8 protein-coding genes are annotated in these 13,104 nt (G+C 48.8%); all 8 read right to left on the bottom strand.

Features of this window, described 5'->3' with window-relative positions; all coding sequences use genetic code 11:
• Positions 1–19 precede the first annotated feature (19 nt).
• Complete coding sequence (panB, locus tag GXO76_07035; protein NOY77606.1) at positions 20–823, bottom strand: 3-methyl-2-oxobutanoate hydroxymethyltransferase; 804 nt, start codon at positions 821–823, stop codon at positions 20–22.
• Entirely contained in the window at positions 823–1,941 is a 1,119-nt protein-coding gene (mnmA, locus tag GXO76_07040) for a tRNA 2-thiouridine(34) synthase MnmA (protein NOY77607.1), read from the bottom strand. Before mnmA ends, panB begins: the two co-directional genes overlap by 1 nt.
• Before the next feature lie 685 nt (positions 1,942–2,626).
• Positions 2,627–3,610 (bottom strand): PorV/PorQ family protein, encoded by a 984-nt coding sequence (locus GXO76_07045; protein NOY77608.1) that lies wholly within the window; start codon positions 3,608–3,610, stop codon positions 2,627–2,629.
• Between the two features lie 428 nt (positions 3,611–4,038).
• A complete protein-coding gene (locus tag GXO76_07050; GenBank protein ID NOY77609.1) occupies positions 4,039–5,307 on the bottom strand; it encodes an HD domain-containing protein in 1,269 nt (422 codons plus the stop codon).
• Between the two features lie 268 nt (positions 5,308–5,575).
• The gene (locus GXO76_07055) at positions 5,576–8,581 is read right to left on the bottom strand and encodes a hypothetical protein (GenBank protein NOY77610.1); all 3,006 of its coding nucleotides are present in this window, start codon (positions 8,579–8,581) and stop codon (positions 5,576–5,578) included.
• A gap of 75 nt (positions 8,582–8,656) precedes the next feature.
• Complete coding sequence (locus tag GXO76_07060; GenBank protein ID NOY77611.1) at positions 8,657–11,584, bottom strand: glycoside hydrolase family 92 protein; 2,928 nt, start codon at positions 11,582–11,584, stop codon at positions 8,657–8,659.
• Between the two features lie 327 nt (positions 11,585–11,911).
• On the bottom strand, positions 11,912–12,403 hold the full coding sequence (locus GXO76_07065) for a hypothetical protein (protein NOY77612.1): 492 nt from the start codon (positions 12,401–12,403) through the stop codon (positions 11,912–11,914).
• A 167-nt stretch (positions 12,404–12,570) separates the two neighbouring features.
• Positions 12,571–13,104, bottom strand: a 534-nt coding sequence (locus GXO76_07070) for a DUF3387 domain-containing protein (GenBank protein NOY77613.1), incomplete at its 5' end; no start/stop codon positions are given.

Here is a 13,104-nt window from a genome sequence, read left to right on the forward strand (position 1 = left end):
CAATAGAACTGTTCAGGAGTTAGAAGTAGCTCTCCTCGTCGGAAGGGAACGTGCCCGATTTGACATCCCCGATGTAACGTGAAAAGGCCGATTTCATGTCTTTGGCCATTTCGGCATAGCGCCTCACAAATTTTGGGTGGAACTCCTCAAACAATCCCAACATATCGTGACTGACCAGAATTTGTCCGTCACAGCCGGAACCGGCCCCGATGCCAATCGTAGGAATGCGAAGGATATCGCTCACCTCGCGGGCCAGCTGGGCCGGAACCTTCTCCAGAACCAGTGAAAAAACACCGGCTTCCTGAAGAATTTTGGCGTCGCTCAAAAGTTTTTTAGCAGCGGCTTCCTCGCGGGCCTGTACCTTGTACCCTCCGAATTTATGATACGATTGGGGCGTGAGCCCAAGATGTCCCATAACGGGGATGCCAAAATCCACAAGCTTTGAAATGACATCCGCAACCGGTTCGCCTCCTTCAATTTTCACAGCCTCTGCATTACCCTCTTTCATCAAGCGCCCTGCGTTTTCGATGGCCTTCGCCTCGCTCACCTGAAAGGACAGAAAGGGCATGTCCGCCACAAGAAGGGCGCGCTCGACGCCTCGGGACACCGCCTGCGTATGGTAGATGATTTGGTCGACCGTTACCGGAAGTGTTGATGAATGTCCGCTCACCACCATTCCCACCGAATCGCCCACGAGAATTACATCAATTCCCGCCTGATCCAGAATTTTCGCCATCAAATAATCGTATGCCGTAAGGGCAGCAATTTTTTCCTTCTGCTCTTTCATACGAATGATTTCCGGAGCCGTTACTTTTTTACTCATCATAAAATGCTCTCCCGAATAATACCGCCACCTAATACAACGTCATTGTCATAAAAAACAACCGATTGCCCCGGCGTAACCGCCCGTTGGGGCACATCAAACACAACCCGCACGGTCCCGTCTTCGGCAGGTTCTATCCATCCAAAAGAACCGGGATCCTTGTAACGAATCTTAATAAATGCCCTGCGCTTTGATTCCAATCGTTCAATTGAAATCCAATTCAATTTTTCAGCAACAAGCCCCGATCGGTACAGCTCATCTTTGCGCCCCACAATAATTTCGTTGGTTTCGGGCCGAATCTCCGATACATAAACAGGCTCGCCCACAGCAATCCCCAATCCTTTTCGCTGACCAATAGTGTAAAACGGATAACCGGAATGTTGGCCAAGAATATTCCCCTGAACGTCGCGGATCGTACCCCGGGCCAAGCGTTTTGTCACATCCGGAAATCGATCTTTGAGAAAGCGGCCGTAATTGTTGTCGGGGATAAAACAAATCTCCTGGCTCTCTTGTTTTTGTGCGGTTTTGAGCCCAAATTTTTCCGCCAGCGCCCGGACCTCGCTTTTGGTCAATTCTCCCACAGGAAAAATCGTGTGAGCCAGACTGTCCTGACTCAATCCCCACAGCGCATAGGATTGATCCTTCCGGCTGTTGGGACTTTTTAACAAGCGGTAGCGGTTGGTTTTGGGATCAAAATCGACCCGGGCAAAATGACCGGTGGCAATTCGATCTCCACCCATCTCCCTCGCCTTGGCCAGAAAGCTTTCCCATTTTATTTTGGCATTGCAAATAATACAGGGATTCGGTGTCCGCCCCTGCAGATATTCCGATGCAAAATTATTAATCACCCAATGATCAAAATCGGCGTGAAAATCAAAAATCAGGTGACGGATGCCGAGATGGTCACAAACCGATCTGGCGTCGTGAACCGCGTTTACGGAACAACACCCTCTTTCATTTTCGGGCAAAAAGAGTTCCCGTGCAGAGCGCCGCCAGAGTTTCATCGTCACACCAATCACCTGGTAGCCCTGTTCCACAAGAAGCGCGGCCGCCACGGAGCTGTCGACTCCGCCGCTCATCCCCACAAAAACACGTGTTTCTGTTTTAGATTTTAGCATGTATTCCAATGATTTCTTTTATTCTGATTAAACATTTTATAATTGCCAGTTATCTTGCGTTATTCATAAATTTTCGCCACGAAAATCCTAAGTCACGAAGGTAATACCAATTAAAATGGTTCTACTGGCTTTTTTGTGGATTTATTTTCTTAAAATACAGAAAGCATTCCATTCTGACCCTCCCCCCGGGGGTGGGTTAAAAAGAGACCGTGCCTCACTATTCAGGAATATTGCTTTTCCCATAAAAATTCCAGTAGAGCCATTAAAATAATTAGCTATTTGAAACTCAGTTCGTTTGGCATCGTTTTCTGATCAATAAATATTTATTTATCTTTTTGTTTATTATAGCTTCGTGACCCTGTGGCTAATGAATGATTCAACCTATTTTGTATTCTGGTTAAATATAAGAGGGATGGTGAAAAAAAGCAACAGAAAAGCATCCAACAAATTGTATTTGGAAGGCTTTGGAATAGTACAAGTCCAATTACAGGTATTTTTTAATTCTGACCTTTTCAAATGCGGACTAAATGATTCCACGTAAAAACTATTTTGCGATGACTCAGATGGGCTTGCCTACATCTTATCGAAAAAAGGGATAAAACACGGAATGCTTTTACTGATTTAATTTTAATAAAATCAATTCACGAAATTCGTGGGAAGAGACTTTTCCCCGCAGGTTCAACGATTAAAAACTTTTTACAATGCTCAACCGGTTCAAACTTCCGATGGCACCTGACGACGTAAAACCGTAATCCAGATGATACGTTTTCCAGACAAACCCCGTTCCAAATGAAAGTCCTGCAAATTTGTCGTTGCTAATGCCCAGTTTCTGATCTTTACCAATCGAATTATATCCAAACCGCAGAAAAAAGTTTTGCGTAATCGTAAACTCGCCGCCAAAAGCAAAGCCATACGCTTCGCCCTGGTATTTGTAGCCCTCAACAGAGAGTTGAAGCGGCAAATGAGCCAGGATTTTAGAAAATCCCAGCCGGTAATTCATCGGCAGGGCTTCTTTTGTTTGAATAAAGGGAGAAAATGATTTTCCCACATTAAAAATCCCACCGGCTACAATCAGGTCTTGAATGGGGGTTTCATAGGTAAATCCGAAATCGGCCGCCATGGCTGTGGACGAATAATTGGCAATTTTACTGTAGATAAATTTCACGGCCACCCCATAATGAATATTTGAAAGCATGCCCGACGAGGCTTCGCTGCTGAACAAAGAATTGGCGTACGCCACACTTACAGCTATATTGGACGCACCAAATGTTCCCGTCTTGTTGCCGTTTTGATCGGTCTGGTCAAAACGTCCGTAATTGAAGTACTGAATCCCCGCACCGATTTTTCCGATTTTCTGAAGCGGCTGAACCGCGGCAACCGACCCGGATTGAAAATCGAGTACATGTTTAAGGTACGAAAACGCCCGAACAGGTTTCCGAACAAGCGAAAGACCCGATGGGTTGTAAAACACATCATACACATCACCCGGCATGGCCACAAAGGCCCCGCCCATGGCAGATGCCCGTGCCCCAACAGGTGTTCGTAAGAAATCAAAACCTGTGGTACCCGCCTGTACCGACCCGGCGACCAGAAGGCCAAAAAGACCAACAAGAAATGTATTCAGAATATTCTTCATGTTCATGACCTCTTTGATTGATTTCCTTTTCATTCCAAATGTAACTCAAACATTGGGCCAAAATATTTCAGAGTAAACCGGTGCGACATTTTCCAACAAAAAAGATACTAACAATCTGATTTTATAAAAGTTACATAACTATTCCGAAAATTCGGCCAAGGGCGCTTTTTGCGCCCCCAGTGAATCATCCCGATTCACGTCCGCAGGTGTTTCGAGACACATCCAAAACAGTCCTTAACATTGATGATTCATGTTAAATGTGAAACGTAATAAAATGTAGTCATTTTTTGTGAAAAATCAAGTATTTTTTGGTGCGACAAAGGTTGCTGAAGGGGGAATGGGGCTTGTGCGTTGCCCTATTGAAGAAGGCATATTTGGACACGGTTCGCATCGAGTTTACATTGAGGCAGATAAACGTACTCGATACATGCAGAACAGAGGAAACAGGTGTTCAAAGCCTTTTACTGATTCTTGGCTTTCTGAAATTTTAGTTCAAACATTTTTATCGATTTTTTCTGCTCCAATTTTACTTTGAACGATATTTCTTCATAGTTATTCAGGACAACGCCCACCACACGTCTGTCCAGAAAGTGGTGAGCCGCCTGTGATTGCAGGATTTCTCTGATGAGCACTTTTTCCATGCTCCTCCGATAGGGCCGATCCTCATTCAGGGCGGTAAAAATATCCGCAACAGCCAAGATTCGGGCCCCCAGGTTAATTCTATCCGCCCCGATATGAAACGGGTAGCCCGAGCCATCCAATTTTTCATGATGAAAAGCCGCCCATTCCGCAATGTGACCGAGACCACCAATGGTGGTCAAAACGGTATAGGTGAAATACGTGTGCTGCTTCATGACATCAAATTCTTCCTTCGTTAATCGTCCCGGTTTTTCCAGAATCGCATTGGGCACGGCAAGTTTCCCCAAATCGTGAAAAAATCCCGCGACTTTCATCTCAGCGACTTCCGCATCAGTAAATCCAAAATATTGCGCAAGCATAACAGCACACTGTGCCACGCCGGTCGAGTGGGTTGCCGTAAATCGCGACTTGAAGTCGATAATATTACGAAAAATAGACGCAATTGAAGAAATATTTTTCCGCTCGATTTCGACCTTTCGAAATGGTCCAACATGGAGCAACAACGAATAAAGACGGGGCGATGTTAAATCCAGCCAAAAATCCTCATATTTTGAGAGCTGCATGAACACATCCACAACATCCGAATGAATCCGGGTACCTGCCAGAGCCGACACCTTTTTATTGAGCCGGTCTACCTGATGAAGAATATAGTCCTCCCGTACAATGGAGCGCTCAATCTCATCGGCCAGGCAAAGAATCTGCGATTCCAGAACTCCCGGCGAATCGATGGGCTCATCCCAGTCCTGCCAATACCGGTGGTGATAGCGGACGATTTTTGCTGAGGGTTTCAACAGCGGCGACAATTTAAACAATGCCTCGCCAATGATGCAGTGGGTCTCCGGACTCACCTTCTCAAATCCCACGTGAAGCTGAACCTTTTCCTCCAGCGACAGAGCCCCAATATCGTGCAACAGAGCCGCCAGGTAAATATTCTCCACCTTCTTTTCCGGAAGCCCCGCCGCCAGAGCCAATTTCCAGGCAATAAATGCCGTCCGCATCTGATGTGAGGCAATGCGGGGACTCGCAATGTCCATGGCATCTGAAAGGGATAACAGGAAGTTGTTGAATCTCACGGTTAATTCTTGTATCATGGGAATACCTCTTAAAAATCATATTGGAAAACACAAAAGTCAAAACCACGGAAAGCCCATGGAACCACAAATCCTAATCTTACAAAAATATTGGTCAGGGACGAGGAGCGCCTGCTCATAAAAGAATCCCCATAGCACACAGCAAAGCTCACATAATTTAGATCGGCTATATTTGGCCAAAGCTTTATTTTGATAAATATGATTTATTTCGATATATTTGTTCAGTTTTCGGGGTAAACACAAAATAAGGCAAAAAAGGGGGGTTCGTTTATTCTTTTGATTCACGACCGAAATTTTTTTTCTTCGAATGAAACAGCGCACTCGCCGGAATCTCCTGCTTGACGATACCCGGCCCTTTCCAACTGACGCGGTTGGCCAAGCCGCCGCCCATTTGAAAATATTTCTGCTCAATCCGGTACAGTCCCGCTTTCAACCCGATGGTTCTGGAAACGGGAAAGGCAGTGTGCGGACCGTCGATGTTGATGAACTCGCGGCCGTCCAGGTAGAGAATGCTGCCGTCATTCGACTCGACGTAAAAGGTATACACGCCGTCCCGCGGGATTTTGATGTAGCCGCGATAGATGTAGGCAAAGGCCTGGCTGTGCGGGCGTTCGGTAATGCTAAAATTGGAGATGACTCCCGTCGCTTTTGGCCGGTAGTGATCCAACTCGTTGACGGAGAGCACGTTCACCTCAAAGTACTCGAATTGCAGCCCCGGCTCGAAATCGTTTCCCTGGTAATTCTTAAAATTGACCCATTCGACGCTTTTCAGTTTTTCGATTTTGCGCACGGTCACGCCGCTCGGTAACAGACCGTCCCTGGTGGCGATCATTTTGAGTTCCGTCGTTTGGTGCAGCTCGAACGGGCCGCGGTACAACATCGATCTTTGCGTCGGCTCGCTGCCGTCGAGGGTGTAATAAATCTGTGCGCCGGGGGTGTCGCAGTGGAGCGACACGGTGGCCTTTTTGAAAAAGTAGTTTTCCTTGACGGTGTAATAGGGGATGGCCACAGCGGGGACAAATGTGTGCGCTGGCGGACGCTCGCTTTTAGCCGCACCCCACTGCTTGTTTGGCGCCGCCGCCATTTCAAAGATGAACTTACCGCCGTCGAGAATTTGTTGATGCCGAAACCAGGGTTTGGTCCAGGGCTCGCCGTTCAATGCCGCCGACCGGATGTATTGATTTTGTGGCGAGACGTTTTCGGCGCGAATGACAAAGGTTTTGCCATTCTCAAGATGGATGGTCGCGCGGTCGAATATCGGACTGCCAATGGCGTAAACGGATTCGCCCGGACAGACCGGGTAAAAGCCCAGGGCGCTCAACACATACCAGGCCGACATTTGACCGCAATCCTCGTTGCCGCTCAGCCCGTCCGGTTGATCATCGTATAATTCAGCGAGAATCCGGCGCACCATGCGCTGCGTTTTGAACGGCGCACCGGCGTAAGTGTACATGTAGGCGATCTGGTGACTCGGCTCATTGCCGTGCGCATACTGGCCGATGAGGCCGCTGGCGTCGACAACATTTTTGTCCCAGGGCGACTGGTGGGTAAAAAGTGTGTCCAGCCAGGCGACAAATTTCCGGTCGCCGCCGATCAGGTCAATCAGTCCCCGGACGTCGTGGGGCACAAAGGCACTGTACTGAAAAGAATTTCCCTCGACATAATGGCCGCTGTTTTCCGCGGGATCAAAGGGCGCTACCCAGGTGTGATCGAAATTCCGCGGCCGCATAAAGCCGGTGGTGGAATCGAACACATTGCGATAGAATTGGGCACGCTGCTGGTAGAGCCGCCAGTCGTCCCGCCGCCCCAGATTCTTTGCCATTTCGGCAACACACCAATCATTGTAGGCATATTCGACAACCATGGAAACCGAGCCGCCGCGTCCCTCAATATCAGCCGGGATGTAGCCCAGGTTGTTGTAGTAGTCAATATTTTCCATCGCCTGCTTCATGCCCTCGAAAGCCAGGTTGACGTCAAAATCCCGGATGCCCTTATTCCAGGCATCCAGAATCACCGGCAGCGCGTGATTGCCGATCATCACCCCGGACAGGTTGCCGGCAATTTCCCAGCGGGGAAGCCGTCCCGCCTGGCGATACATATCCAGAAACGTCAGAATGAAATCATGCATTCGCAATGGCTCCAAAATGGTCAGCAGCGGCATTTGCGCGCGGAACACATCCCAGAGGGAAAAAATCGTATAATTGGTAAAGCCTTTGGCGCGGTGCACCTTATGATCGACGCCGCGGTAGCGGCCGTCCACATCCATGAAAATTGTCGGGGCCAGAGCCGTGTGATACAGCGCCGTGTAAAAGATACGGCGTTCTTTTTCACTGCCGCCCCGGACATCAATTTTGGCAAGATAATCGTTCCAGGCCTTTTCCGCCTTTTTTCGAACACCGTCAAAATCCCAGCCCTTGTTTTCCGCCTCAAGATTTTTTTTGGCGCCATCGATATCAACCGCCGAAATGCCGACCTTGACCAGGATTTTTTCATTCGCCTCCGTATTCCAGCGGACAAAGGCCTTGATATTCCTGCCCTCCGCCCGGCGCACGCCGTCGGCAAGGGTATCGTTGACGGCGATTCCGAATGCCTTGAATGGTTTTGAAAAACGGGCGAAAAAATAGACATATTGATCGGCAGCCCAGCCTGTGGAGCGCCGGAACCCCGCGATCTCGGAATTGCCGATGATTTGGATGCCCGACTCAACGACTTTATCGCGGTGCTTCAGGTCGATGATCACGTTTGCCCGATTGGATTTGGGAAACGTATAGCGGTGAAAGCCGGTTCGCGTCGTCGCCGTCAACTCGGCGAGGATATGGTCGTCGTCAAGCAGAACACGATAGTAACCCGGTGAGGCTGTTTCATTTTCGTGGCGAAACGCAGAACGGTAGCCGCTTTTGCTGTCGCGCTCATCCCCGGCGCGCCACTGTACCTCCCCAATGGTCGGCATGAACAGGATGTCACAAAACTCCGGCGAGCCCGTGCCGCTGAGATGGGTGTGACTGAATCCCATGATCGTACGGTCGGAATAATGGTAGCCCGACGAGCCGTCCCAGTTCTCCCCGCGCGTATCGGGACTGAGCTGCACCATGCCAAACGGCACAGTCGCCCCGGGGTAGGTATGCCCGTGCCCCCCGGTTCCAATAAACGGATCGACCATTTGGATGTAATCTTGCGCTTTTGCGTTTAAAGTAAAAAGGCTGCTGAACAGGAATACAAGAATATGCATGATTGTAAAATGAGTTTTCAAGGCATCTCTCCAAAAATTGACCACTCATTTCACAAATAACACGAATCAGAAGAATTCAATTCGTGAAATGAGTGTAATTCGTGGTCGTCTTTTTTATTCTTAATCTTTATGAAACAGTACACTCGCCGGGATCTTCTGCTCCTCTATTCCCGGCCCCTGCCATTTTATCTCCAACTTTGGTGTTCCGCCAATCTGAAAATGCTTCACCCTGATGGCATGAAATCCCGCCTTTAATCCGACCCGGCTGCTTCGTTCCCGCGCCCGGTGCGACCCGTCGTTGTCCACGATCAACTCGCCATCGATGAACACTGCGCTGCCGTCGTCGGAAAGCGAATAGAACGTGTAGATGCCATCGGCCGGAATCTTTATGTAACCGCTGTAGGCGACCCCCGATTTTTGCGACAATTTTATTCGGTCCGGGGCGAAATCCGGCGCTACCCCGGCATTGACGACGGAATATTGATCCATATCCGCCGTTTTTTTACAAAGCCACAATTCGCGAATTGCATATCGCACCCCGGGCTGCGCTTCAACGAGGGGCAAGGCAGGCTTCATTTTGAGCTTGCGCAACCGGAGCGGCGTGGCGTAGCTCGGGTAAAATCCCGGGCGAAAGGCCCTGACGCGCAGCCTGGTCGTTTCCGTCAGCGTAAAGCGATCCCGGTAGGGAATGGAGGTGCGATCCGGTTGGCTGCCGTCCGTGGTGTAATAAATTTCCGCGTTTGGGTCGTCGCACGATAGGGTGACTGTGCAGCGATCCTGAAACGAAACCGTTCCATCCGGTTGAATCGTAAAACCGGCAACCCGCATATTTGGCATGGAAACCGAGTTAAATTCCACGGAATACGGGCGATCTGCCTCGCCTGCTCCCCACTCGCGATTTGGCTGACGCCCCATCTCAAACACGATTGTCCCGCCCGCCATGATATCCGCATGTCGGAGATAGGATTTGGACCAGGGCTTCCCGTTCAATTCAGCCGATTGGATGCAGGGGCGATTCGGCCCGTTATTTTTTGCTATAATCTCAAAGGATTTTCCGTTTTCCAAATAAATTGTAACATGCTTAAAAAGCGGACTGCCGATGACGTAATAGTCCATGCCCGGCGTGACCGAATAAAAGCCCATGGCGCTGAGCACATACCAGGCCGACAGTTGCCCGGCGTCGTCGTTACCGGCAAGCCCATCCGGGCGGTCGGCATATTGCGTGTCGAGGATTTCACGCACGCGCCGCTGCGTTTTCCAGGGGGCACCGGCAAAATTGTAGAGGTAGGCGACGTGGTGACTCGGCTCGTTTCCGTGCCGGTACTGCCCGATCCAGCCGACACGGCCGGGGCTGTCGGTGGTGAAGTAGGCGTCCAGGTAATCCTCGAACGTTTTGTCGCCGCCCATTAACCGGATCAATCCCTGAATATCCTGCGGCACAAACAGCGTATATTGCCAGGCGTTCCCCTGGGTGTAATGTTTTGAAAAGTCGCGCGGATCAAAATTCCGCAGCCAGCGACGCTGACTGTCCCTGGGAACCATGAAGCCCTTTTCCGCGCAAAACAAATTTCGGTAGAAATTGCCGCGATTGCTGTAATATTGATAGTCCGCGCGATCAAAATCCTTTACTACCTGCGCCAGACTCCAATCCTCGTAACTGTATTCCAGCGTCCGGGAAACGGATTGCACAACATAGTCGCAGGGAACGTAGCCAAAGGTTTTGTACAGCTTGATCTTTTCCCAGGGAAGGTTGGACAGGCTCTTCATGCCTTCCAGAGCCGTTTGCACATCAAAATCGCGGATGCCCTTTACCCAGGCGTCGGCAATGACTGAAAGGGAGTGATAGCCGATCATGCTCGGCACTTCGTTGCCGGAAAATTCCATCATCGGCAGACTGCCGGAGTGTGCGTATCGTTCAACAAACGTACGGATGAAATCCCGGGTCTTTTCCCGGTTAATGATGGTATACAGCGGATGCAGTCCGCGAAAGGTGTCCCACAGGGAAAAATTCGTATAATCCTCAAAGCCCTTAGCCGTGTAAATCCGGTTATTGGTGCTGCGATAGCGGCCGTCCAAATCCATGTCCAGGCTGGGATGAATGCACGCATGATACAGCGCTGTGTAAAACATGCGCTTTTGCACCTCTGTGCCGCCGTCAACCTGTATTTTTTGCAGTTCTCGATTCCAGGCCGCTTTTGCCGCGTCACGAACGGCGTCAAAATCCCACCCGGGCAGTTCGCCCAGATTTTTCAGCGCCCCGGCCGCACTTACCTTGGAAATGGCAACTTTGACCAGCACGGCGTCATTCGCCTTGGTTGTGAAGCGAAACCAGGCTTTTAGATCCCTCCCGCCGGCTTTTCGTTCACGGCTGAAAACGCCGTCCACGCTAACGCCAAAGCGCTGAAACGGCCTGGAAAACTCGGCAGCGAAATACAATTTCTGGTACATCCGCAAACCACCCACGGACGACCGAAATCCGATAATTTTCCGATCGTTCACGATCTCCAGATACAGGGAATCGGATTTGTCCCGGATGCCGTGCGTCAGGTCCAAAATGATATTGGCCTGATTCGTTTTAGGAAAGGTGTAGCGATGCAAACCGATCCGGCGCGATACCGTCAGCTCCGCGGTGATTCGATCATCCTCAAGAAAAACCTTGTAATAGCCGGGGGAAGCGACTTCGCGGTCGTGGGAAAAAGCCGAACGGTAACCCGATTTTGTATCATCCGGGTCACCGGCGTCAAGCTGTATGTCGCCCACGGTCGGCATGAACAGGATGTCGCCACCTGCGCCTTCGCCGGTGCCGCTATAGTGCGTATGACTGAAGCCCAGAATGCTTTGGTCGGAATAATGATAGCCCGCACAATCGTCTTTTTCGTGGATGCGGGTGTCCGGGCTGAGCTGCACCATGCCCCAGGGGAGCACGGCGCCGGGGAAGGTATGGCCGTCGGAACCCGTGCCAATCAGCGGGTCGACAAACTTTGTGTAGTCCGTGGAAGAGACGTGCTGATGTTTTTTGTGGCAGCCAAGGATAAATAGGGATAGCACGACCAATCCACCTGTCAGTGTTGATTTTAGCTTTGTAATAGTTGATACTCCTTGAAAACGCCCTCTGTTTTTAGTGGAATAAAATATTTTTTAGGACCACGTTGTATAAAAGTCAAAACAAAAAACCCGATCCTTAATTTCTTTCATTACCAAAAAGTTAATAAAACCGCCGGCCATCCTGCACAATCATATCGATAGAATTTCTTTCAAGTTACAAGGTGACTTCATTTTCACCTTATTCTTCACTTTTACAACTTTTTTGCGACGTGCACCCTATTTTTACTGCGGTGTCTGGCCATTTTCCGAATGACGATCGGACTCCCCTGATTATTTTTGAGAATAGGGCAAATAAGAGCCGTGCAAAATTATTCGCAGCTTGCCATCATGGTCTTTTTTGTACGCAAATGTATATTCAACTTTGATTTCATTTTCGGATTTTACCGGAGTAAAATAATAATTTCCCATGGCAATTGCTATGTTGCCTTCTGTTTTTATTCCAATATTCTCCCACCTTACATGACGCCATGGTTTGATTGCAAAACCGTGATCTTCCGGAAAATTTTCGTTCTCTCCGACAAAATACGAAAGAGCGCCCTCCTTTGTCGTCCTGAATTGCTTTTCCGATGCAAACGTGGGCTTGAATAATACCGAACCCAAACTGTATCCATAGAGCTCGTCAATGAATTTTTCCGCTTCCGCTTTATAATCGCCATTCTCCAAAAATACTTTTCCTATACGGACTATTCCTTCTCCCCAAATTTTCTGAATATTTTGAACTTCCTGTTCGGAAATCGTTTGTGTTTCTTTCTCCTGGCTCATAGAAATTCTGTCCCAATTCTGAATAAATCGATGTGTTGAATGATTATTTTTTCGCTTATCTGAATGCACCCTAACGGTTCAGATTGTGGGTTGCTCCGCTCTCACAATTTAACCCTATTCGTTAGGGCGTGCCCCTGATTGTGCCAATTATTTTTATTCCAAAAAACCTATACTTTTTCTTCCTTGGTTAATTCACTAGCAATGAGTTCCGCCTGTTTTAAAACGGTTTCCGTTGCCAGCTTCTGCATATCAGGCGGATAGCCGTATTGGCGCAAGGTTCTTTTTACAATGACTTTAAGCTTTGCTCTAACGCTCTCTTTGATTGTCCAGTCAATGGTAGCGTTCTTTTTGACTCTTTCGTAAAGCACAACCGCCAATTCACGCAGTTTTTCTTTTTGCATCAGTTCGCGGGCGCTTTTATTGTTGGCAATGGCGGTGTAAAACGCATATTCAAACGTGGACAGGCCCATTTCCTGAGGCTCTTTGTCCATCTGTTGAATATCTTTGCCTAAACTGATTAATTCTTCAATAAACTCGGCGGCGGTGATGATTTTGTTGTGATATTTTCGGATCGAATTTTCCAGCATTTCCATCAGGGTTTTGCTTTGCACCAGATTGGTTTTCATCCGCGATTTGATTTCATCATTCAATAGCTTTTTCAGTACTTCCATGGCGATGTTTTTGTGCTGCATGCCTTTTAC

This window comes from Calditrichota bacterium, from assembly GCA_013151735.1.
Taxonomy (GTDB): Bacteria; Zhuqueibacterota; JdFR-76; order JdFR-76; family BMS3Abin05; genus BMS3Abin05.